The organism is Ruegeria sp. AP11 (assembly GCF_056535865.1).
In genome coordinates this window covers 1,233,432-1,255,596 of the sequence record NZ_JBQFJB010000001.1, presented here as the reverse complement: position 1 = coordinate 1,255,596, position 22,165 = coordinate 1,233,432, and the positions used below count along the sequence as shown (strand labels likewise).

The window sequence follows — 22,165 nt, the reverse complement described above, 5'->3', positions numbered from 1 at the left end:
CCACATGTCACGCATTGACGAAAGCATGGAGTTCATACCCGTACGTATCGCGGTTCTGACCGTATCGGACACCCGCTCGCTGGACGAGGACCGCTCGGGGCAGACCCTTGTCGACCGGATCGAAAAGGTAGGCCATTCGGTGGCCGATCGCAAGATCATCAGGGATGAACGCGCCGAGATTGCGGATCAACTGCGCACATGGGTGGCCGATCCGGGGATTGACGTTGTGATCTCGACCGGCGGCACCGGCCTGACGGGCCGCGATGTGACGGTCGAGGCGCATCGCGATGTCTATGAGAAAGAGATCGAGGCCTTTGGCACCGTGTTCACCATCGTGTCGATGGAAAAGATCGGCACCTCGGCGGTGCAGTCGCGCGCCACGGGCGGCGTGGCGGGCGGGACCTATCTGTTTGCGCTGCCGGGCAGCCCGGGTGCCTGCAAGGATGCATGGGATGCGATTTTGGAAAAACAGTTCGATTATCGCCACCAGCCCTGCAATTTCGTGGAAATAATGCCCAGATTGGACGAACACCTGCGACGGAAGTAGACTGGTTCTGCGTTTAACGCATCATAACCGCTTTGTGGCTTGGCATTTTTTGCGACCCGGCTACCTTTGCGGTAGGCAGCATATGCGACCTGAGGGTAACGACCGATGCGATTTCTGCGGCAAAGCCTTGTTGGGGTGTTTCTGGCGTTTCTGACGCTGGGCCTGTTGCTTGTGGCCGCTCAGATGATCTCGGGTGCGGTGCAGGATGTGCTGGCCAAGGACAAGCAACCTCCTGAGGCGCGGGAACGTATCTTTGCCGTCACCGTCCGCACCGCCGAGCCGGAAACAGTCACCCCGCAACTGGAAGCGTTCGGCCAGATTCAAAGCCGCCGACGGCTGGAACTGCGTGCCGCTTTGGGCGGGCGTGTCGTGTCATTGGCGGAAGATTTCGAAGATGGCGGCACCGTGACAGCGGGTGAGCTTCTGGTTGAACTGGACCCTGCCGATATGCAATCGGCATTGGACCGTGCCAAATCCGATCTTCTGGATGCCCAGTTTGAAGAACGCGATGCCGAACGCTCGCTGCTTTTGGCGCAGGACGAGTTGAAATCGGCCGAGGCGCAGGCCGAACTGCGCGACCGGGCGCTGCAACGTCAACAGGACCTGCAGACGCGCGGCGTCGGGGCTGCTGCCAGCGTGGAAGAGGCGGAATTGGCCGCAACATCAGCCCATCAGGCGGTTCTGGCCCGCAGAATTGCGCTGGCACAGGCCGAATCGCGTGTGGATCAGGCCACCACTCTGTTCGCCCGCGCCCGCATTGCGCTGGAAGGGGCCGAGCGTGATCTGGAAGACATGACGATCCATGCCGGGTTTGATGGGACACTGACCGGCGTCACGCTGGTCGAGGGGCATCTTGTGGCCGCGAATGAAAAGCTGGCGGAACTGGTGGACCCCAACGCGCTTGAGGTTGCGTTCCGTGTCTCGACCGCTCAGTTCGTTCGGCTGCTGGATGCGCAGGGTGCCTTGATCGCGGCGCCGGTTACCGTCTCGCTTGAGGTCACCGGAGCGGACCTGACCGCCACGGGCCGGATCAGCCGCGACAGCGGTGCAGCGGGAGAAGGGCAGACCGGGCGTCTGATCTATGCCCGCCTCGACGACGCGCCCGGCTTCAAGCCGGGGGATTTCGTCACCGTTTCGATAGAGGAACAGCCACTGGAGAATGTGATGCGGCTGCCGTCCTCGGTTCTGGATGCCATGGGCAATGTTCTGGTCCTTGGCCCGGATGACCGGCTGGAGCTTTTGGCCGTGCAGCTGATCCGCCGTCAGGCGGACGAGGTGTTGCTGCGCGGCGATGGTCTGGAAGGTCGGGAGGTGGTGGTCGGACGCACCCCTCTGCTCGGTTCCGGTGTGCGCGTGCGGCCCCTTCGGATCGAGGCCAACGCCGAAATTGATCCGGGGCTGGTCGAGCTTTCTGATGAAAAGCGCGCGCAGCTTGTCGCGCAGGTCGAAGCCAGCGATGCGATGTCGCAAGAAGACAAGGCGCAGGCATTGGGTCAGTTGAGCGCAGCAAAGGTGCCGGCATCCCTGGTGCGCCGTCTTGATGACAACCGGGCCGGAGGCTAGGCGTCATGATCCGCGACATTCCCAGTGCGGCGGGCGGTATCCTGAGTTACTTTACCCGGCACCGCACGGCAGCCAATCTGTTGCTGCTGGTCATGTTGGTGCTGGGTATCGCGGCGATCCCGAACATGCGGGCGCAGTTCTTTCCAGATGTGATCCTTGACCGTGTCGATGTGAATGTCGAATGGGAAGGGGCAGGCCCTGAGGATGTCGATAACGGCATCGTCCAACTGCTCGAACCGGCGCTGTTGGCAGTCGAAGGCGTGGCCAGCACTGAATCGACCTCGCGCGAAGGGTTGGCGCAAGTTCGGTTGGAGTTTGAGCCCAACTGGGACATGTCCCGCGCCGTCGAGGAAGTGCGGACCGCCGTCGACGGCGTCACCAATCTGCCTGAGGATGCTGAGGAACCGACGATCCGGCGCGGGGCTTGGCGCGATCGCGTCACGGATGTTGTCATCACCGGCCCCATCGAAGCCGAGCAACTGGCCAAGTTCACCGATGAACTGATCAGCCGCCTGTTCGCGGTTGGCGTCACACGCACCACGATCCGGGGTCTGGCCGCGCCGCGCGTGGTGGTCGAAGTGCCCACGGCGCAACTCATCGCCAATGATATCTCGCTTTCGGATATTGCAACGGCCATTGCTGCCGAAGTCACGGCAAACCCTGCGGGCGATGTCACGGGCGCCAATGCGCGGATTCGGACGGGGGTTGAAAAACGCACCCCGGAAGAGATCGAAGGCATCGCCCTGCGCAACTTCGACGATGGCTCGAAGCTGGTTGTGGGCGATGTGGCGCAGATCCGGGTCGAAGGGGTGACGCGCAACCGCAGCTATTTTGTGGGCGACAATCCGGCGATGTCGATCCGCGTTGATCGCTCCAATCTGGGCGATGCCATCGGAATTCAAAGTGATGTCGAGGATGTGGTGGCCGAGATACAGGCCAGCCTGCCCGAAGGCATCACGGTCGAGCTGATCCGAACCCGCGCACAGGCCATCACCGACCGTCTGGATATTCTGGTGGACAATGGCCTGGTCGGGCTCGGGCTGGTGGTCTGCCTGCTGTTTTTGTTCCTCAACGCCCGGATCGCCTTTTGGGTGGCTGCCGGTATTCCGGTGGCGATGTCGGCGGCAATTGCGCTGATGTATCTGGGCGGGCTGTCGATCAACATGGTGTCGCTGTTCGGTCTGATCATCACGCTGGGCATCGTGGTGGACGACGCCATCGTGGTGGGCGAGCACGCCGATTTCCGCGCCCGCCGTCTGGGTGAGGCCCCGATGGTCGCTGCCGAACGCGCCGCCCGCCGCATGGCGATGCCGGTTTTTGCGGCGACCGTCACCACCGTCATTGCCTTCTTTGGCCTCACCGCAATCGGCGGCCGGTTCGGAGAGTTGATCCGTGACATTCCTTTCACCGTCATTGCGGTCCTGATCGCCTCGCTGATCGAATGTTTCCTGATCCTGCCGAACCACATGGCCCATGCCATCACCCATTCGGCCAAGGAACATTGGTATGACTGGCCCAACCGCATCGTGAACCGGGGCTTCCGCTGGGTGCGCGATCACCTGTTCCGCCCGCTCGTCGCCTGGGTCGTCTGGGGGCGCTATGTGGTGGTTGCCCTGATGGTGGTTATTCTGGCCAGTCAGCTTGCGCTGTTTATCCGGGGTGACGTGAACTGGCGGTTCTTCAACGCGCCGGAACGCGGCTCGGTCACCGGCAACTTCATCATGGTTGAAGGGGCCACCCGCGCGGAAACGCTGGAAATGATGCGCATGGTGCAGCAGGCAACCGAAGAGCTGGGGCAGGTCTACGAAGAACGTCATGGCCGCAACCCCATCGAATATGTTCTGGCCGAGGTCGGCGGCTCTGCCGGGTACGGCCTGCGCGCGGCGGACGGCAAGGATGGCGATCTGCTGGGCGGTATCTCGATCGAGCTGATCGACGCCGATCTGCGTCCCTATTCCAGCTTTGAATTTGTGGGTGAGCTGCAGGATTTCGTGCCGCGCCACCCGAAGGTTGAATTGCTCAGCTTCCGGGGCTGGCGCTCGGGCCCGGGTGGTGATGCGATTGATGTGGAGTTCTTTGGGGCGGATGTGAACACGTTGAAATCCGCATCCGAGGACCTGCAGGCGGCACTGTCGAAATATCCCGAGGTCTCGGCGCTTGAGGATAATCTGGCTTACGACAAGGAAGAGTTCATTCTGGACCTGACCGCACAGGGCGAAGCGCTGGGCTTCCGGATCGAGGCGCTGGGCCGTGTGCTGCGAAACCGGTTGAACGGGATCGAGGCCGCGACCTTCCCCGACGGCCCCCGCAGCGCCGAAATCCGCGTGGAGTTGCCCGAAGGTGAGCTGACCGCCGATTTCCTGGAACGCACGCTGATGCGGACGCCCGATGGCGTCTATGTCCCGCTGGCCGACATCGTTTCGGTCGAGCGCAAGTCGGGCTTCTCGACGGTTCGGCGCGAAAACGGGTTGCGGGTGATCTCGGTGAACGGTGACATTTCCGAGGACGATCCGGCGCAGGCCGCCGAAATCGCCCGTGCCATGCGCGAAGAGATTCTGCCCGATATTGCCGCCAAACGTCAGGTCGACTGGCGTATGGCGGGCCTGAGCGAGCAGGAAGACGAGTTCCTGTCCGAAGCCCGTACCGGTCTGATCCTGTGCCTGACCGGAATCTATCTGGTGCTGGCCTGGGTCTTTGCCAGCTGGACGCGGCCTTTGGTGGTGATGGCGATCATACCCTTTGGCCTCGTAGGCGCGATCTGGGGGCATTACCTGTGGGGCGTGCCGCTGAGCATGTTCACCGTTGTCGGCCTGCTGGGCATGACCGGGATCATCATCAACGATTCGATCGTCCTAGTGACCACGATTGACGGATATCAGCAGGAACGCGGGCTGGTGCCCTCGATTGTCGAAGGCACGGCGGACCGGTTGCGCCCGGTTATGCTGACCACTCTGACCACAGTGCTGGGTCTGACGCCGCTGATGTACGAAAGCTCGCAACAGGCGCAGTTTCTGAAACCGACCGTGATTACTCTGGTCTACGGGCTGGGCTTCGGAATGGTGCTGATCCTGCTGCTGGTGCCTGCGCTACTGGCCATCCTGAACGACATCTCGCGCCCGATGACATCGATGCGCCGCGCCCTGCGGGCACCGGATCGGGTGGTGCGTGTCGCTGTGCGCGCAACCGGCGCGGCACTGGCGATCTGGCTGGGCGTTTCGATGATCTGGCCTGCCGTAACCGGCGCGCCGATGGCGATACTGTCCCGCTTTTATCCTGCCGCCGAAGGTCCGGGCGTGTTGCAGATGGGCTTTGGTGTATTCGTGGCCGGTGGCGCGTTGATCCTGCTGTTGGCTATGGTGCTTTCCAGCCTGTTCTATGCGCGCCTGTCAGGGCGCGCCGAGGCCTGATTGCGCCATCGCGAGCTGCAGCAGATCGGGTACGCGGTCACTCATCGGAAGGTCTCCAGCAGCGATCTGATCGACGGGAAACCACTGCGCGTCCCGCGCGTCGTCAGCCGCTACCGGCGTGCCCGAGACGTAACGGCACGCGACCCCGACCAACAGGTAATGCGCACGGATCAGCCCTGCGTCATCGCGCAACAGCAAATCGAGATTGTCGAGATAGGCCGTCGGTTCGGCGATCACGCCGGTTTCTTCCCGCAATTCTCGGGCGGCGGCATCCAGAACGGTTTCGCCCCATTCCACATGACCGCCGGGAAATCCCCACAGCCCCGCATCGGGCTGTTTGTTGCGCTGCACCAGCAACACCTGAGCGTCAAGCACGACCACGGCCAGTGCGCCGATTTTTGGGGTCTGACCCATCCGTTCAGCCCGCGCTGCACCCTTGGATATCGACCGCGTGGTTGGCTCCGAGCACGGTGATCCGCACCTCGGACCGATCCAGTGCAAACGGCCCACCCGAGGCGCTGATGACCTCGGTACTTGCAATCAACGTGTTGCCCTGTCGGCGGGTCTCGGGCTGCGATGCCCAAAGCGTCGGGTTGCCCGGTTCGATCACGGCGAACTCGGCACCGCCCGCCGAGGGCATGGTGATCCGCGCCTCGATCTGCATTCCGTCCGCCGTGGGTGTCAGGTGACAGGTTGCGCCCGCCACACCGGCCTCACGCTCGGAAAACGGGCGTTGGGCGAGGGCCGCGGCGATGGCCGGATTGCGCCCGGCTGCAGCGTCCAATGTGTGATCGAAATCCAGCCGTCCCGGCACGCAGACATCCTTGCAGACGCCCAGATCCATCTCACCGCGCAGACGCACGGGTTTGGCGGGGTTTCTGGGCGTGATCTCGATCGGCAGGACCAGTTGATCCTCATACCCGACCGAGCGCAGCCCGTTCTGATCGAATACATGCGGCGCGGGCCATGTGATGGCGATATCCGCAATATTGCCGGACCTGTTCCAGTCGAATTGCGGCGGAATGCCCGCATCGCCCGGCGCACGCCAATAGGTCTTCCACCCGTCCTTCAGCGTCAGGCGCAATGCGCCCTGATAGGTGCCATTGGCGGTTTTGCCCCCGTCCAGCACCTCAAGCTGCACCAGATTGTCGACCCCTTGCGCAAGGGCAGGAGCGCCAATGCAAAGGCAGGCGGCCAAGACTGCCGCAGTGGAGTTCCAAAGCGTTTTCATACCCAGAACATGCGCATTCCGGGCGTGAATGCCAAGTCACGTTCCGGATACCCGGCTGAAATGCACGGAAATCCCGGCTGATCCCTTGCCATTCCGCCTTCCGCAGGGTCATTCTAGGGTTATCCTATGGCGCAAGAGATGTTTGCTGATGGACCTTACGGGAAAACTGTTGATTGCGATGCCCGGCATGGGCGATCCACGATTCGAGCATTCGGTCGTTTATATCTGCAGCCATGGCGACGATGGCGCGATGGGCCTGATCGTGAACAAGCCCTCGGATTTGCGGATCAAGACGCTTCTGGAACAGCTCGATATCCCTTGCCTCATTCCCGTTGTGGGTGAACGTCTGGTGCAGTTCGGCGGCCCGGTCGAGATGTCGCGTGGTTTTGTCCTGCACAGTTCAGATTACGAAGCGAACCTGCATTCGATGCGGATATCGGATGATTTCAGCATGACCGCAACGCTGGATGTGCTCGAGGATCTGGCCTCGGGCAAGGGGCCGCTGAATTCGATGCTGACGCTGGGCTATTCCGGCTGGGGCCCCGATCAGCTTGAGGATGAGATCGCGATGAACGGCTGGTTGACCACCGAAGCGACCTCGAAACTGGTCTTCGACGTGCCCGATGATGAGAAGTGGGAGGCCGCCCTGGCCACGCTCGGGGTTGATCCGCTGTCCCTGTCTGCCAGCGCAGGCCGCGCCTAGTCGCGCGGAGCCGCCGCGCGGCGCAGACGGTCGTTGATGGCTGCGCCCAACCCATGGTCCGGTATCGGCGACACAGCAATCGGCCTGCCGGTTTCGTTCAGCGTGTGCAGCGCGGCGAACAGATTGGCGGCAGCCTCGGGCAGGCTGCTGGTTTCCGACAGGTTCAGATCGCAGTCGAGCGGACCAAAGCCCAGCAACACCTCATCCCCCTGCCGCGACTCGGCATTCAGGCGGACCGGCGCATCCGGTGCGTAATGGGATTGCAACTGTCCCGGTGCGGTCAGCAGATCACCGGGCTGATGGTGGTGTAGCTTCGTCTGTAGCACCTCTTCGATCTGTTCCAGAGCTACCCCGCCCGGGCGCAGCAGAGCCGGAGCGCCAGCCAGACCGACGATGGTGGATTCAAGCCCGACACCGCAGGGGCCATCGTCCAGAATGGCCGCGATGCGTCCCGACAGCCCCGCCCGGACGTGCGCCGCCGTGGTCGGGCTGATTTGGCCCGAGGGGTTGGCCGAAGGCGCGGCCACCGGGCCATCGAACGCTGCAAGCAAGGCGCGGGCGGTGGGATGGGCGGGCACGCGCACCGCCAAAGTGTCCAATCCGGCGGTGACCAGCGATGAAATGCCATGCCCTTCGCGCAATGGCAGAACCAATGTCAGTGGGCCTGGCCAGAAGGCCTGCACCAATTGCTCGGCCTGATCTGTCCATTCGACGAACCGCTTCGCAGTCTCGGTCGAGGCGACATGGGCGATCAGCGGGTTGAAGCTGGGCCGCCCTTTGGCCTCATAGATCGCGGCCACGGCCTCGCCGTTCCGTGCATCACCGCCCAGGCCATAGACGGTCTCGGTCGGAAACGCGACCCGCAGCCCCTGCCGCAACAGGTCGGCGGCTTTGGCAATGCCATCGGCATCTGCGGAAAGGTCTTGGGTGCCGAGAAGGGTCATGTGTCGTGACGCCGCGTTTTGGTTGCTTGCAGTTCAGGTAACGGTAGGTAATCGTGCCAGCCCAGATGAATACCGGCGTGGGGTCGGGATTCCAACCCCATGCAACACATATGCCAGACTCAGAGGGAACCCATGCCCTATCGTGCCCCGATCTCAGACTATGAATTCCTGTTCCGCAACGTGATCGGTTTTGACCAGATCGCCGCGACCGAGAAGTTTTCGGACGCCAGCGAAGACGTGGTCAGCGCCATTCTGACCGAGGCCGGAAAGCTGTGCGAAGAGGTCATGGCCCCGCTGCAGCGCCCCGGCGATCTGGAACCCGCCCGGCTGGAGAATGGCGTATTGCGCACCTCTCCGGGTTATGCCGAGGGCTGGAAGGCCATCGCCGAGGGCGGCTGGATCGGCATCAGCGGCGATCCCGAATATGGCGGCATGGGTTTGCCCATGACCATGACAACTGCGGTGAACGAGATGATGAGCGCCGCCTGCCTGTCGCTGCAACTGGCCCCGCTGATGACCCAAGGCCAGATCGAGGCGCTGGAGCATCATGCGAGCGATGCGTTGAAAGCGCTATATCTGCCCAAGATGATGGCGGGGGAGTGGTCGGGCACCATGAACCTGACCGAACCGCAGGCCGGATCGGATGTGGGGGCGCTGACCTCGAAGGCCGAGGATAACGGCGACGGCACCTATTCGGTGACCGGTCAGAAAATCTATATCTCTTGGGGTGATAACGACTTTACCGAGAATGTCTGCCATTTGGTTCTGGCCCGTCTGCCTGATGGCGTGCCGGGGACCAAAGGGATTTCGCTGTTTCTGGTGCCGAAATACATCCCTGATGAGAACGGCAATCCCGGCGTGGCCAATGACCTGAAGGTGGTGTCGCTGGAACACAAGATGGGCCTGCATGGCTCGCCCACCTGCGTGATGCAATATGACGGGGCCAAAGGCTGGCTGGTCGGCAAAGAACATGGCGGCATGGCCGCGATGTTCACCATGATGAACAACGCCCGTCTGGGCGTTGGCGGCGAAGGTGTGGGCGTCGCCGAGGGAGCTTATCAACACGCGCTGGCTTATGCGTTAGAGCGCAAGCAGGGCAAGACGCCCTCGGGCACGATCATCGACCACGCGGATGTACGGCGGATGCTGATGTCAATGCGCGCGGATGTATTTGCGGCGCGGGCGATCATGCTGGCCAATGCCGCCGCGATCGACATGGCGCAGGCGACAGGCGATGCGGATTGGGCTGCACGGGCGGCCCTGCTGACGCCGATCTGCAAGGCGTTCGGGACGGAAACCGGAATGCGCGTGTCCGAGACCGGGGTGCAGGTACATGGCGGCATGGGCTTCATCGAAGAAACCGGCGCCGCGCAGTATTACCGCGATGTCCGCGTGACCGCGATCTATGAGGGCACCAACGGCATTCAGGCGATGGACCTGGTGGCCCGCAAGATGATGGACGGGGGCGAGGCGGCCTCGAACCTGTTGGATGAGATCGAGGATCAGGCCGAAAAGGCCCGCGCCACGATGCCGGAACTTGCCGGCCCGGTCTGGGAAGCCTCCGAGTCGCTGCGGGAAGCGACCGAATGGCTGGTCGCGCAAACGGATATGAACAATCGCTTTGCCGGTGCGTCTGCCTATCTCAAAGCCTTCGCGCGGGTGCTTGGCGGGCATTATCACCTGTCGGCGGCTCTGGCCGACCCCGATGGACCGCGCGCCAAACTGGCACGTTACTATATCAACGCGCTGCTGCCCGAACACACCGGTTTGCTGGCGCAGGCGCAGAACGGGGCGGATGACCTCTATGCGCTCAGCGCCGAAGAGTTGGCGGTCTGATGGACGGCGAGGGGCCTCAGGTGATGCGCTATCCGTGGTCGGAACCGCCTGCGCCCGGCGAATGGGTCGAGGTTGCGGAAGGGGTCCTGTGGATCAGGCTGCCGCTGCCGATGGCGCTGGATCACGTGAATGTCTACGCGCTGGACGATGGCGACGGCTGGACGGTGGTTGACACTGGCCTGTCGTCGAAGAAAACGCGCGGCATCTGGCAGGCCCTGATGGAAGGGCCTTTGGCCGGTAAGCCCGTCCACCGGGTGGTTGTGACGCACCATCATCCCGATCATGTGGGTAACGCTGGCTGGTTCCAGTCCGAGCATGGCGCTGAACTGGTGACCAGCCGCACCGCATGGCTGTTCGCACGCATGTTGACGCTGGACGTGCAAGAGAACTGGCCCAAGGAAACACTGGATTACTATCGCAGCGCCGGGATGGATGCGGTTGTGCTGGCGGGCCGGATGGCCGAACGTCCTTTCAACTTTGCCGACACCGTCTATCCGATGCCGCTGGGCTTCACCCGCATCAAGCAGGGCGATGTGATCCGTATGGGGGGCCGCGACTGGGATGTTCACATGGGCAATGGCCATGCGCCCGAACACTGCACATTCTGGAGCCGCGACGACAATCTGGTGCTGACCGGGGATCAGATCCTGAGCTCGATCAGCTCGAATCTGGGCGTCTACGCTACTGAGCCGATGGCTGATCCGGTGGCCGACTGGCTGGAAGCCTGCGAGCGTCTGCAACCTCTGGCCCGGCCTGATCATCTAGTACTGGGCGGGCACAAGCTGCCCTTCACCGGGTTGCCGATCCGGATGCGTCAGTTGATCGACAATCATCACGGCGCATTGGAGCGTTTGCTGAACGACCTTGATCAGCCCAAAACCGCTGCTGACTGCTTTGCCCCGCTGTTCAAGCGCCAGATCAAGGGCGGCGAATACGGCCTCGCGCTGGTCGAGGCGGTTGCACATATGAACCATCTCTACCACATTGGAGCGGTCACCCGGACGCGCCGCGCGGACGGGGCGTGGGAATATCAGCGCAAAGGGTAGAGCGATGCAGGACCAGATCGAAACCTCAGCCGAGGCGGCGGAATCCGCAGCGTTGCCACGATGCTACGAAGTGCATGCCAACCCGAATGCGGCCTCGGGCAACAAGGACCTGCCCAAGCCGCTGCAAAAACCGGTCGAAACCAAAAGCCCGGCGCAATGGGCTTATGAGCGGCTGATCATGTATATCCAGAACTTCGAGAAAACGCTGGATGGCGATCAAGAGGTCGCCATGGGTTTCACCGGCGGTGATGCCGGTGTGATGCGGATCGAGGGCATGGGCTATTTCGATCCCGATGTCATCACCTTCTACGGCTCGGATGGCGGTGGGGCCAAAACGCAGTTGGTGCAGCATGTCAGCCAGTTGAACGTGATGCTGCGCGCGCTGCCCAAGACGGTCGAGGATAAACCGGCCAATCGCATCGGGTTCCGGCTGGCGGCTGATCTGGAAGACAGCTAACGCGCACCCTTGCAATTCACGCTTTCGCAGCCTTGAATGAGATCACCATTCAGGAGGGTGCTGCGTGACCAATTTCTCAGCCGTTACAAACGCCTATCGCGGCGCATGGGCGCGGCGGCGTGTCTTTGTGCCGGTTTATCTGGCGGTGCGTTTGCTGCTGGTCGCGCTGATCGCGCCGGGCATCGCCATCGCCGTCAATCTGGCCGTTTCCCTGTCGGATCAGGCGGCGCTGACGGATCAGGACATCGCCATGTTCCTGCTGTCGCCCGCGGGCTTCATCGCGGCGGTCGTGATGCTCAGCCTGTTTCTGCTGGCCGAGGTCTTTGTCTTCTCGGTGATGGCCGGATCGCTGCGCATGGGTGAGAGTGACCCGTGGCGCGCGGGCAGTGCGTCGATCCGCCTGATCCTGACGCGCCTGCCTGCGCTGTTCGGCTTTGCGGCGCGTTTCATACTGCGCGTGCTGGTGCTGGCGCTTCCGTTTGTGGCGGTAGCGGGTGTGATCGCGTGGTGGACGCTGACAGAATACGACATCAACTATTACCTTACCTTTCACCCCCCTGCCTTCTGGGTAGCGGTGGTGCTGATTGGGATTGTCATGCTGAGCCTGGCCTGGGTGCTTATCCGCAGGCTCTCGGCTTGGGCACTGGCGCTGCATCTGGTGTTGTTCGAAGGTTGCAAACCGGCCGAGGCATTTGACAGCAGCGCCGAACGCATGCAGGGCAAACGTGGCCGGTTGAAGATCGAACTGGCCCTGTGGCTGCTGCTGCGCGTCGCCATTGCGTCGTTTATCGCGATTGTCGTCGGTGTGCTGTTCGGCCTTGTGCCATTGCAGGGGGCGGGCAATTTGCGGTTCGCGCTGATCTACAGCCTGATCATCGCAGGCCTCTGGTCGCTGGCCGGGCTGGTTCTTGCGGCGATAGCGCTGGGCGCGCTGGCGGTGCTGCTGGACGGTTTCTTCGACACTCAGACCCGCGAGGTGCCGCACCCCGAACCCGGCAATCTGCGCGCGCCGCTTTATGCGGTGGTCGGTGGTGCGCTTGTTGCACTGGTGATCGGGCTCTGGTCCGGGCAGGAACTGCTGGAACGCGTTCAGGCGCCGGATCATGCCGACGTCATAGGCCACCGGGGCGCTGCGGCGATACGGCCGGAAAACACTATGGCAGCGGTATTGAAAGCGATTGAGGATGGTGCCGATTGGGTCGAGATCGATGTGCAGGAGACCGCAGACGATGTGGTCATAATCGCTCATGACAGCGATTTCATGAAACTGGCGGGCGTGCCGCTCAAGGTGTGGGACGCGACCATGGAGGATGTGGCCGAGATTGATATCGGCAGTTGGTTCGGCCCGGAATACGCCTCGGAACGCACGCCGACACTGCGCGATGTGCTGCAAGCCGCAAAAGGTAAGTCCAAGGTCATCATCGAGTTGAAATATTACGGCCACGACGTCGATCTGGAAAACCGCGTTGCCGAGATCGTCGAAGAGCTGGAGATGCAGGAAGACATCGCCACCATGTCGCTGAAGTATCCGGCGGTGCAGAAGATGAAAGCGCTGCGCCCCGAGTGGCGGGCAGGGGTGCTGGCAGCAACGGCGATTGGCAATCTCTCGGGGCTTGAGGGCGATTTCGTGGCCGTAAACGCGGCAACGGTTTCGCCGGGCCTGATCCGCTCGGTCCACGAGGCTGGTAAGGATATCTATGTCTGGACGGTGAATGATCCGCTGCAGATGTCGGCCATGGCCTCAATGGGCGTTGATGGGCTGATCACCGACCGTCCGGCGATGGCCCGCGAGGTGCTGCGTGTCCGCGCCGAGATGGGGCCGGGCGAACGGCTGATGCTGTGGCTGGCGACCACATTCGGCCTGTCCGTCGATAAGCCCGAGATGCGTGATGAGAGCCCTTAAGTTTGCCGCCATTCTGGCCTGTTGCGCGCTGCCTGCTGCCGGGCAGGATCTGATGCGCGGTGTTGAAATACCCGCGCACCGGGCGTTGATGAGCTCGATCGAAGACGCTGATCTGACCCCGTTCGAAACGGATGGCTGTTCGGGCGGCTTGTCGTCAAGCTGGCGACTGGTGGCCGAGACCTTCCCCAAGTTCAGCCTGCTCTATGAGGCGCACCCGCCCTGGGAATATTGCTGCGTCACCCATGACCGCGCCTATCACAATTCAGGTGGCGCGTCGCAGGCCGAGGCCAGCTTTGACGCTCGCCTCGCCGCCGATGACGCCCTGCGCGCCTGTGTCAAAGATCATGGCGTGACCTATGCCGAGGAATATGCCGAGCGCTACGACATGACACCGGATCAGATCCGATCCGTCCATTCGATCACCGCCGAGGCGATGTATCTGGCCGTGCGCTTTGGTGGCGGCCCCTGCAGCGGACTGCCATGGCGCTGGGGGTTCGGCTATCCCGGATGCTCGGTTTTTGCCTCACCTGTGCGCGAATGACGTCGTGACAGGCCCTGCATTTTGCATTATCCAACATCTCAAACACGCGAATTGGGATTCTTAGACACATGGCTGATCACAAGCACGGCGAGATGGACATCACCGTTCAGACCAAAACCTTTGACGGGTTCATCAAGTTCACCACCTGGTGCGTGGTGGCGATCCTCTTCCTTTGCATTTTCCTGGCTGTCTTCGCGTCGTAATCCCGGATTAAGGCGCCCGACCCGTGTTCAGGATTCTGTTAGCCTGCCTGTTGGCAGTGACCGTCGCAGGCTGCGCCGGATCGCAACGCCCGCAGGCCGATCCGTCCGAGATTGTCGCCCGATCCTATCGCGATCCGGGGCCGTCGACGCTGACGCTTTATACGATGATCAATACGCGCACCGGCTCGGGTGCGCATACCTCGTTGATGATCAGCGGCAGCGAGCGGGTGATCTTCGACCCCGCCGGCTCCTTCCGGGCCGATGTGGTGCCGATCAAGGATGACGTGCTTTATGGCATCACTCCGAATGTGGAACGCGCCTATCGCAGCAGCCACGCGCGCGAGACGCATTACGCCCGCATTCAGACCATCCAGGTGACGCCGCAACAGGCAGAGATTGCGCTGCAACTGGCCAAGCAGATGGGTCCGGTGGCAGGGGCATATTGTGCCAACTCAACCGCGCAGCTGTTACAGCAGGTGCCGGGGTTCGAGCAGATCAGCACCACCTTCTATCCGGTGAAACTGTCCGATCAGTTCGGTCAGGTCCCGGGCGTTGTCACCACGGAATACCGCGAGAGCGACTCGGCCGATCTGCAGCAGGGGCTGGCGGAAAACAATGCGCGGCTCAATCAGCTCGAAGCGACCTCAACCAACTAGATAGAGCAGACCATAGAGCGTGGCGGCCCCGGTAAAGATCGCGGCCAGCACGTTCTTGGTGACATATCCCACCGACAGCGCCACCGCAGCCGCCGCCATGCGCGGCAAGTCCGGCTGTCCATCGGTGGCCGAAGGCCAGACCACCAAGGGCGCGATCAGGGCGGGGATGATGGCCACTGCGGTATAACGCAGGTGGCGCAGCAGCCATGGCGGCATCGGGCGATCTCCGACCAGGCCGATGAAGGTGAAGCGCAGAAGATAGCTGCCGATGGCCAGACCTATGATGATGATCCAGATGGTGATGGGGTCGATCTGCGTCATGGTTTGGCCCGCTCCAGCATCAGTTCGGCCTGTGCGCCCGCGACCATGCCCGCCGCACCCGCGATCAACAGACCAAGATTGAATGGCACTGCAACGGTCAGCAAGGCCACCACGATGGCGACCAGCGCGGCAACCACATGGGCCAGCGTGCGCATCATCGGCCCGATCATCGCCAGAAAGGTGATCGGCAAGGCAAAATCCAACGCCCAGCTTTCCGGTATTTGCGCCCCCAGAACCGCGCCCAGATAAGTACCCAGAATCCAAAGCGGCGTGATCGGTGTGACGGTGCCGATGAAATAGGTCATGCGCTGGGGCACGGTCATGTCAGGCTCTTTCTCGAATCGAACGATTGAGCAGGCATAGGATTGATCGACGATCAGATAGGCCGCGCAGGCGCGCTGCCACAGCGGCGCCGCCCCCAGATAGGGCGTCAGCGAGGCGGAATACATCGCCACCCGCAGGTTCACCGCCAGCGCCGAGATCAGAACGATCACCGTAGGCGTGTTGTCCTGCAGCAACTGCAACGCGGTGAATTGCGCGGCACCGGCAAAGACGGTGGCGGAAAAGGCCAGGGTCTGGACGACATTCAGCCCGGCCTCGGTGGCAAAAACGCCGAACAGCAGGCCGAAGGGCATGGCGACGAACACGAACGGTGTGCCGTCCCGAAAACCTTTCCAGAAGTATGACTTGGATGTGGCAGAGGCCATGGCTAAATCCTATGGTGACGCCAGCAGCAGTAGACGTCTTGGGAAAGGGTTGCAATTGGCCACCGAAATCGACCTGTCAGACTACCTCATCGCGCCCGACCCGGGTTCCGCCCGCCTGACGCGTGCGGTCGAAGGTGTGGATCAGAATGGTGAGCACAGCCAGATCTCGGTGGTCGAGGAGCGCCCGCTGACGATTTTCCTGAACGCGCAAGAGATCGTGACCGCGATGACCATCGGCGATTATCCCGAGTATCTGGCGCTGGGCTTTCTGCGCAATCAGGGCATGTTGCTGGCGGATGATCAGATTACCCGCGTCGACTATGACGACGATCTGGAAACGGTGGTTGTGCGCACCGCGCGCGTGACCTCGTATGAAGACAAGCTGAAGAAAAAGACCCGTACCAGCGGGTGCGCGGTGGGCACAGTGTTCGGTGACATGATGGAGGGGCTGGAGGATGTGCGCCTGCCTCAGGTCCCGGTCCGGACCTCGTGGCTGTATGATCTGGCGGCCAAGATCAACCGCACCCCGTCGCTGTATCTTGAGGCCGGGGCGATCCACGGCACGGTGCTGTGCCACAAGAACCGCCCGCTGGTCTACATGGAGGACGTGGGCCGCCACAACGCCGTCGACAAGATCGCCGGTTGGATGCTGTCCGAAGGGGAAAAGGCAGAGGACAAGATACTCTACACAACTGGTCGCCTGACCTCGGAAATGGTGATCAAAACGGCGATGATGGGCATCCCCGTGCTGGCGTCCCGTTCCGGCTTCACTGCATGGGGCGTTGAGATCGCCCGCGAGATCGGCCTGACCCTGATCGGCCGGATGCGCGGGCAGCGGTTCGTGTGCCTGTCGGGTGAGGACCGGCTGGTCCGCGACGTCGATCCGGCGACCGTGGCGGTCGAGGACAAGAAACATCGACGGAAGAGTGCTGATGTCTGACAGCGCGAGAAACCCCCTCGGCATCATCCTTGCAGGCGGGCTTGCCACCCGGATGGGCGGGGGCGACAAGGGGCTGCTGCGGGTCGGTGGCCAAAGCCTGTTGTCTCGTGTGATTGACCGGCTGGGTCCACAGGTGGGCGGGCTGGCGCTGAATGCAAACGGTGATCCCGCGCGCTTTGCCGATCTGGGCTTGCCGATTCTGCCGGATACGGTTGAGGGGTTCGCGGGGCCTCTGGCCGGAGTGCTGGCGGGCCTCGACTGGGCGGCGGCGCAAGGGGCTGATTGCATTGTCACCGCAGCCGCCGACACGCCGTTTTTCCCGCGCGATCTGGTGGCGCGGCTGACACAGGCTGCAGAAGGACAGGCGCATCCTCTGGTTCTGGCCACCACTCGGCGCACCGGAGAAGAGGCGCTGAGGTCCGGTGGGCGCAGCAAGGTCAACCGGCACCCGACTTTCGGCCTCTGGCCCGTGGCGCTGCGCGACGATCTGCGGGCGGCGTTGAATGACGGGTTGCGCAAGGTGGTCCTGTGGACCGACAAGCATGGCGGGCGCGAGGCGCTGTTTTCCGCCGACCCGTTCGATCCGTTTTTCAACATCAACACGCCTGAAGATCTGAGCCGGGCGGAAATGCTGCTGGAGCAGGCATGAGGGTCTACGGCGTCACAGGCTGGAAAAACGCGGGCAAGACCGGGTTGATGGAGCGGTTGGTGGCCGAGATCGCCGACCGTGGCCTTTCCGTGTCCACCATCAAACACGCGCATCATGCGGTCGATGTCGACCAGCCTGGCACCGACAGCTATCGCCACCGCATGGCGGGCGCGTCCGAGGTGCTGCTGGCCTCGGGGCAGCGCGTTGCATTGATGCAGGAGTTGCGCGGCGCGCCGGAACCTGCGCTGTCAGATCTGCTGACACGCCTCTCGCCGGTGGATCTGGTGCTGATCGAAGGTTTCAAGCGCGAGGCGCATCCCAAGATCGAGGCGTTTCGGGCTGAGGCGAACAACCCTCTGATCGCCCGGGACGATCCGACCATCCACGCGGTGGCGAGCGATATGCCATTGGATCTGGATCGCCCGGTTTTCGATCTGGACGATACTGCCGCCATCGCGGACTTTATCCTGAACGAGGTCGGATTATGAGCAAACCGGACATTACCCCGCCGCCGCTGCGCAACGACTGCTTTGCGCTGCCCGCCGGGGTGAACTGGACGCCGGTCGATGATGCCTTGGCCCTGTTGCGGGATCGGTTGACGGTGGTGACCGGGATTGAAACCGTGCCTCTGATGCAGGCCGCCGGTCGCATTCTGGCCGAAGATGTGATCGCCAGGCGGTCGAACCCGCCGCTGCCGAATACGGCGGTGGATGGCTATGGCTTTGCCGGAGCCGTGCCCGAGGGGCCTTGCATTCTGCCGCTCATCGAAGGCCGCGCGGCTGCGGGTATCCCGTTCGACGGGACAGTCCCGCAAGGCCATGCGATCCGGGTTCTGACCGGGGCCGCTCTGCCCAAAGGGGTCGAGACGGTCATTCTGGAAGAGGATGTGACGGTTCAGGACGGCCACATCGCCTTTCACGGTCCGTTGAAACAGGGTGCCAACGCCCGAAAGGCAGGGGAAGACGTGACCGAGGGGGACGTCGCTCTGGTCGCGGGGCGGCAGGTGACTCCGGCGGATCTGGCGCTGATGTCCGCGATCGGTGTTCGTGACGTCCCGGTCCGCAAGGTGCTGCGTGTGGGCGTCTTGTCCACAGGCGATGAACTGGTTGAACCGGGGGAGCATGCCGGTCCGGGGCAGATCTACGATGCCAACCGCCCCATGCTGCTGTCGCTGATCGCGCGTATGGGGTTCGAGGCGGTCGATCTTGGGCGTGTGCCCGATGACCGGGCCGCGCTGAAACAGCGGCTGGACAACGCGGCGGCGCAGGCGGATGTGATCCTGACCAGCGGCGGAGCGTCAGCGGGGGATGAGGATCACGTCTCGGCCCTGCTGCGCGCGGCGGGGGCGATGCAGGAATGGCGCATTGCGTTAAAGCCAGGGCGGCCTCTGGCGTTGGGCCTGTGGCAGGGGATGCCTGTGTACGGCTTGCCGGGTAATCCTGTGGCGGCGCTGGTCTGTACTCTGATTTTCGCCCGCCCGGCGCTGAGCCTGATGGCCGGGGCGGGATGGCAGGAGCCGCAAGGCTTTGACGTGCCCGCCGCGTTTGAAAAGCACAAGAAACCGGGACGTCGCGAATACCTGCGCGCCCGTATCCGAGAGGGCCGGGTCGAAGTCTTCCGGTCTGAAGGGTCAGGCCGGATCAGCGGCCTCAGCTGGGCCGAGGGGTTGGTCGAGATCGAAGATGGCGCGCGCCACATTCAGCCAGGCGATCCGGTGCGCTTCATCCCCTATGGCAGCTTTGGGCTTTAGTCGAACGTTCCTGCCACGCGACCGACCAGCATGAAGGCCCGCGCTGTGCGGGTTTCGCCCAGCGCAGTCAGTTCAGCGTCGCTGGCCTCGGGTTCGAAATCCGCGATCATGTGGTCGAAACGGCGCAGGAAGTGGTGGGCGGCATCACGAAAGATCGGGTCCTGTTTCATCCGCGCCGCCGTCAGTGCCAGCGATGACCGGTCGCGGATGCCACCCAACGTGGCCACCGCTCGTCCGCGCTCGCCATGCGCAAACTGCCGCCAGATCTCAGGGCGGGCCATGTCTGGGCGCAGGTCGTCCATATAAATCCCCTCCTGGCTGAGAAGGGTCAGAACATCCTGCGAGGCCTGCACCAGCTTTGCCGCCTTACGGTCCTTCAGGGCAAGCCGCAGGGCATTGAACCCTTCCTTGTCATCCTGCGTTTCAGGAAAGTTCAGCGCCCGGATGAAGACATCCCGCGCCAGCGGCGGTGCAATCTCTTCGGCCAAGGTACCCAGCGCCAGAGAGGTCTGGTTGGCAGGCTCGGAAGACGACTTTCCGGTGCGCATCGGCTCGGCCCGATTGGTCGAGAAGGTCGCCAATGCGCTTTCGGTCTTCTTGGCGGTTTCGGCGATTTCGTCCAGCTTCTTGCCCACGGCCGGTTCATAAGCGCTGGCCGCACGCTGCTGTTGGGTGACATAGCTGTTGCGGATGGCGTCGATCGCGGTTTGCAGTCGGGCGCTTTCCTCACGCATGATCCGGCTGGCGCGCATCGCCAGAGCGGCGACCCAGATCATCGCCACCGGCAGGAACACCGCCAGCGCTGTGACGATGAATCCGCCCCGCCCATCACCGGGCAGCACCAGAAACACCACGGCCACGACCAGCCATAACAGGCTGAGCCCACCCGCCACAATCTCGATCATGGTCACCGAGGGGGCGCTGGGCCGATCATAGATGCCCAGAGATGTCGGTTTCTTGTCTTCCGGATCAGGGTCGGTGTCGGACATGACGACGCTCCGGGTCAGGCGTATGCGATGCTCAGAATTTCGTAAGAGCGCACGCCGCCGGGGGTGCGGACCTCGACGCTGTCGCCTTCGTCCTTGCCAATCAGGGCGCGGGCGATCGGAGATTTGATGTTCAGAAGACCCGCTTCGATATTGGCCTCATACTCGCCCACGATCTGCCAGGTCTTTTCCTCGTCGGTGTCTTCATCGACCAGCGTGACCTTGGCGCCGAACTTCACCGCACCCGACAGCTTGGCCGGATCGATCACATCCACCAGCGACAGCACGCTCTCAAGCTCTTTGATGCGACCTTCGATAAAGCCCTGTTTTTCACGGGCCGAGTGGTATTCGGCGTTTTCCTTCAGGTCGCCGAGTTCGCGCGCCGAGGCTATCGCCTCGATGATCGCCGGGCGCTCGACGGATTTGAGGTTCTTCAACTCTGCCTCGAGCGCGGCATTGCCCGCAGGCGTCATGGGGATTTTTTCCATAGTCTTGTCGTCCACGCAGAAATTGTGACGCCCCAACGCAGGGGAGAAGCGTCGGGGCGAAAGATGGGTCGGCAATTACCTGACCCAAATGAGGCGTGAATTGCAAGAGGGCAGGCGCGCCTTCTGGCGCAACCTGCAACTTAGCGCCGTTTTGGCGGCGACGGCATTCGCCTATGACGGTGCCCCAGCAGGTCGCCGCGCCGCCAGCGATGGGCCTCGGCGCCCAGCCAGAGCAGTTCAATCATACTGAACCACTTCGAATTCGATGCCGTTGTCGTCGCGGAAATAGAACCTGCGGCCCGGCTCGTAATCGGCGTGATTGTGCGGCTCGAATCCGGCCTTTTTGACCTTTGCCTCGGTGGCGTCCAGATCCTCGACCAGCACGCCCACATGGTTCAGGCCGCCGACGATGTCATAGCTGCTGTTGGTCAGCGGCTTGGGGTCGCCAGGGTTGTAAAGCGCAAGATAGGTGTGTGGCCCGCCCACATGCACGGTATAGCCGCCCGAGATGGCCGGGCCTTCCCAACGGGTTTTCCAGTCAAAGACGTCCTGCATCCACGCCGCCGAGGCCTTGGGATCGCGGACGGTGAAATTGGTGTGTTCAAGCGTCGCCATCATGGGATCTCCTTTTCAATTTGAGGCTTGTCCCGACTCACCGTAATTTCTAAACCTAACTTTAGGTCAAGGAATTTTTTGCGAGGATCAAATGGCAGCTTCCGAAGGGCTTGCAATCGGCGCTCTGGCCCGGCGCACCGGTTTGGCGGTGTCGGCGATCCGCTACTATGAGGCGCAGGGGCTAATTGCACCTTGGCGTAATGCGGGTGGGCAGCGCCGGTATCAGCGGGCCGACATCCGGCGGCTGAGCTTTGTGATGATCGCGCAGCAGTTTGGCCTGACCCTGCCTGAAATCCGAGAGGTCCTCTCGGGCCTGCCCGGCAATCGCACCCCCACGCCACAGGATTGGAAAGATATCAGTCAAGGTTTGCGCGCTCATCTCAATGCGCGAATCGATACCCTGATGCGGTTGCGCGACAATCTGGACGGCTGCATCGGTTGTGGCTGCCTCAGCCTGCCCAAATGCGCTCTTTATAACCCCGATGACCGCGCCAAAACCCATGGTAGCGGTCCCAGATACCTGATGGGTGATGCGCCAGAGACGTGATGTGTCGAATAGCGCTCTTGTTACGCCGTGTTTCGATTGACCAAGGTCTTTCTGACCATGTAATCAGCCGTGAAACAATATTGCGCCGACCGCATGTGAAAAGCGCCAATTCGGAAAGTTAGCTA

24 protein-coding genes are annotated in these 22,165 nt (G+C 62.4%); 16 read left to right on the top strand and 8 right to left on the bottom strand.

Annotated elements, in window-relative coordinates:
• The first annotated feature begins 4 nt into the window (after window positions 1-4).
• The 3 genes from moaB (at window position 5) to ACR3E4_RS06515 (ending at window position 5,517) form a co-directional block, all read left to right on the top strand.
• Complete coding sequence (moaB, locus tag ACR3E4_RS06525) at window positions 5-547, top strand: molybdenum cofactor biosynthesis protein B (protein ID WP_480533371.1); 543 nt, start codon at window positions 5-7, stop codon at window positions 545-547.
• Between the two features lie 105 nt (window positions 548-652).
• Window positions 653-2,110 carry an efflux RND transporter periplasmic adaptor subunit gene (locus ACR3E4_RS06520; protein WP_480533369.1) on the top strand — a complete coding sequence of 486 codons (1,458 nt, stop codon included), beginning with the start codon at window positions 653-655 and terminating at the stop codon, window positions 2,108-2,110.
• A gap of 5 nt (window positions 2,111-2,115) precedes the next feature.
• A complete protein-coding gene (locus ACR3E4_RS06515; RefSeq protein WP_480533367.1) occupies window positions 2,116-5,517 on the top strand; it encodes an efflux RND transporter permease subunit in 3,402 nt (1,133 codons plus the stop codon).
• Here the strand turns inward: ACR3E4_RS06515 and ACR3E4_RS06510 are convergent.
• Window positions 5,497-5,931, bottom strand: a complete 435-nt coding sequence (locus tag ACR3E4_RS06510) for an NUDIX hydrolase (protein WP_480533365.1) — start codon at window positions 5,929-5,931, stop codon at window positions 5,497-5,499. The two genes, ACR3E4_RS06515 and ACR3E4_RS06510, sit on opposite strands and share 21 nt — an antisense overlap.
• A 4-nt stretch (window positions 5,932-5,935) precedes the next feature.
• Window positions 5,936-6,748 carry a protein-disulfide reductase DsbD domain-containing protein gene (locus ACR3E4_RS06505; RefSeq protein WP_480533363.1) on the bottom strand — a complete coding sequence of 271 codons (813 nt, stop codon included), beginning with the start codon at window positions 6,746-6,748 and terminating at the stop codon, window positions 5,936-5,938.
• A gap of 148 nt (window positions 6,749-6,896) precedes the next feature.
• On the opposite strand from ACR3E4_RS06505, the gene ACR3E4_RS06500 reads away from it, so the two are divergent.
• Entirely contained in the window at window positions 6,897-7,451 is a 555-nt protein-coding gene (locus tag ACR3E4_RS06500; protein WP_480533361.1) for a YqgE/AlgH family protein, read from the top strand.
• On the opposite strand, the gene ACR3E4_RS06495 is transcribed toward ACR3E4_RS06500, so the two are convergent.
• Complete coding sequence (locus tag ACR3E4_RS06495) at window positions 7,448-8,395, bottom strand: L-threonylcarbamoyladenylate synthase (protein WP_480533359.1); 948 nt, start codon at window positions 8,393-8,395, stop codon at window positions 7,448-7,450. The two genes, ACR3E4_RS06500 and ACR3E4_RS06495, sit on opposite strands and share 4 nt — an antisense overlap.
• 132 nt (window positions 8,396-8,527) lie before the next feature.
• On the opposite strand from ACR3E4_RS06495, the gene ACR3E4_RS06490 reads away from it, so the two are divergent.
• From ACR3E4_RS06490 to ACR3E4_RS06460, 7 genes are all read left to right on the top strand, one after another.
• Window positions 8,528-10,231 carry an acyl-CoA dehydrogenase family protein gene (locus ACR3E4_RS06490; RefSeq protein WP_480533357.1) on the top strand — a complete coding sequence of 568 codons (1,704 nt, stop codon included), beginning with the start codon at window positions 8,528-8,530 and terminating at the stop codon, window positions 10,229-10,231.
• A complete protein-coding gene (locus tag ACR3E4_RS06485; RefSeq protein WP_480533355.1) occupies window positions 10,231-11,277 on the top strand; it encodes an MBL fold metallo-hydrolase in 1,047 nt (348 codons plus the stop codon). Before ACR3E4_RS06490 ends, ACR3E4_RS06485 begins: the two co-directional genes overlap by 1 nt.
• Window positions 11,278-11,281: 4 nt before the next feature.
• Window positions 11,282-11,734 (top strand): DUF6173 family protein, encoded by a 453-nt coding sequence (locus ACR3E4_RS06480; RefSeq protein WP_480533353.1) that lies wholly within the window; start codon window positions 11,282-11,284, stop codon window positions 11,732-11,734.
• A gap of 64 nt (window positions 11,735-11,798) precedes the next feature.
• Entirely contained in the window at window positions 11,799-13,637 is a 1,839-nt protein-coding gene (locus ACR3E4_RS06475; RefSeq protein WP_480533351.1) for a glycerophosphodiester phosphodiesterase family protein, read from the top strand.
• On the top strand, window positions 13,624-14,178 hold the full coding sequence (locus ACR3E4_RS06470; RefSeq protein WP_480533349.1) for a hypothetical protein: 555 nt from the start codon (window positions 13,624-13,626) through the stop codon (window positions 14,176-14,178). The genes ACR3E4_RS06475 and ACR3E4_RS06470 overlap by 14 nt, the downstream gene beginning before the upstream one ends.
• A gap of 68 nt (window positions 14,179-14,246) precedes the next feature.
• Window positions 14,247-14,381 carry an aa3-type cytochrome c oxidase subunit IV gene (locus ACR3E4_RS06465; protein ID WP_480533347.1) on the top strand — a complete coding sequence of 45 codons (135 nt, stop codon included), beginning with the start codon at window positions 14,247-14,249 and terminating at the stop codon, window positions 14,379-14,381.
• 23 nt (window positions 14,382-14,404) lie between these two features.
• Window positions 14,405-15,037, top strand: a complete 633-nt coding sequence (locus tag ACR3E4_RS06460) for a hypothetical protein (RefSeq protein ID WP_480533345.1) — start codon at window positions 14,405-14,407, stop codon at window positions 15,035-15,037.
• Here the strand turns inward: ACR3E4_RS06460 and ACR3E4_RS06455 are convergent.
• A complete protein-coding gene (locus tag ACR3E4_RS06455) occupies window positions 15,026-15,358 on the bottom strand; it encodes an AzlD domain-containing protein (protein WP_480533343.1) in 333 nt (110 codons plus the stop codon). The genes ACR3E4_RS06460 and ACR3E4_RS06455 overlap by 12 nt on opposite strands.
• On the bottom strand, window positions 15,355-16,065 hold the full coding sequence (locus ACR3E4_RS06450; protein ID WP_480533341.1) for an AzlC family ABC transporter permease: 711 nt from the start codon (window positions 16,063-16,065) through the stop codon (window positions 15,355-15,357). The genes ACR3E4_RS06455 and ACR3E4_RS06450 overlap by 4 nt, the downstream gene beginning before the upstream one ends.
• Between ACR3E4_RS06450 and ACR3E4_RS06445 the strand changes: the two genes are divergently transcribed.
• Genes ACR3E4_RS06445 through ACR3E4_RS06430 form a run of 4 tightly spaced genes read left to right on the top strand, consistent with a single transcriptional unit; the run spans window position 16,064 to window position 19,404 of the window.
• Window positions 16,064-17,005 (top strand): formate dehydrogenase accessory sulfurtransferase FdhD, encoded by a 942-nt coding sequence (locus ACR3E4_RS06445; RefSeq protein WP_480533339.1) that lies wholly within the window; start codon window positions 16,064-16,066, stop codon window positions 17,003-17,005. The genes ACR3E4_RS06450 and ACR3E4_RS06445 overlap by 2 nt on opposite strands.
• On the top strand, window positions 16,998-17,654 hold the full coding sequence (mobA, locus tag ACR3E4_RS06440; protein WP_480533337.1) for a molybdenum cofactor guanylyltransferase MobA: 657 nt from the start codon (window positions 16,998-17,000) through the stop codon (window positions 17,652-17,654). The genes ACR3E4_RS06445 and mobA overlap by 8 nt, the downstream gene beginning before the upstream one ends.
• Entirely contained in the window at window positions 17,651-18,142 is a 492-nt protein-coding gene (mobB, locus tag ACR3E4_RS06435; RefSeq protein WP_480533335.1) for a molybdopterin-guanine dinucleotide biosynthesis protein B, read from the top strand. The genes mobA and mobB overlap by 4 nt, the downstream gene beginning before the upstream one ends.
• Window positions 18,139-19,404, top strand: coding sequence for a molybdopterin-binding protein (locus ACR3E4_RS06430; protein ID WP_480533333.1), 1,266 nt, complete (start codon window positions 18,139-18,141; stop codon window positions 19,402-19,404). The genes mobB and ACR3E4_RS06430 overlap by 4 nt, the downstream gene beginning before the upstream one ends.
• Here ACR3E4_RS06430 and ACR3E4_RS06425 read toward each other — a convergent pair.
• The 3 genes from ACR3E4_RS06425 to ACR3E4_RS06415 all read right to left on the bottom strand — a co-directional run bounded on the left by ACR3E4_RS06425 (window position 19,401) and on the right by ACR3E4_RS06415 (window position 21,496).
• Window positions 19,401-20,393 (bottom strand): hypothetical protein, encoded by a 993-nt coding sequence (locus ACR3E4_RS06425; RefSeq protein WP_480533331.1) that lies wholly within the window; start codon window positions 20,391-20,393, stop codon window positions 19,401-19,403. The genes ACR3E4_RS06430 and ACR3E4_RS06425 overlap by 4 nt on opposite strands.
• A 14-nt stretch (window positions 20,394-20,407) precedes the next feature.
• Entirely contained in the window at window positions 20,408-20,878 is a 471-nt protein-coding gene (gene greA / locus ACR3E4_RS06420) for a transcription elongation factor GreA (RefSeq protein WP_480533330.1), read from the bottom strand.
• A 237-nt stretch (window positions 20,879-21,115) separates the two neighbouring features.
• A complete protein-coding gene (locus ACR3E4_RS06415; RefSeq protein WP_480533328.1) occupies window positions 21,116-21,496 on the bottom strand; it encodes a VOC family protein in 381 nt (126 codons plus the stop codon).
• 88 nt (window positions 21,497-21,584) lie between these two features.
• Between ACR3E4_RS06415 and soxR the strand changes: the two genes are divergently transcribed.
• Window positions 21,585-22,040, top strand: coding sequence for a redox-sensitive transcriptional activator SoxR (soxR, locus tag ACR3E4_RS06410; protein ID WP_480533326.1), 456 nt, complete (start codon window positions 21,585-21,587; stop codon window positions 22,038-22,040).
• Window positions 22,041-22,165: the final 125 nt, after the last annotated feature.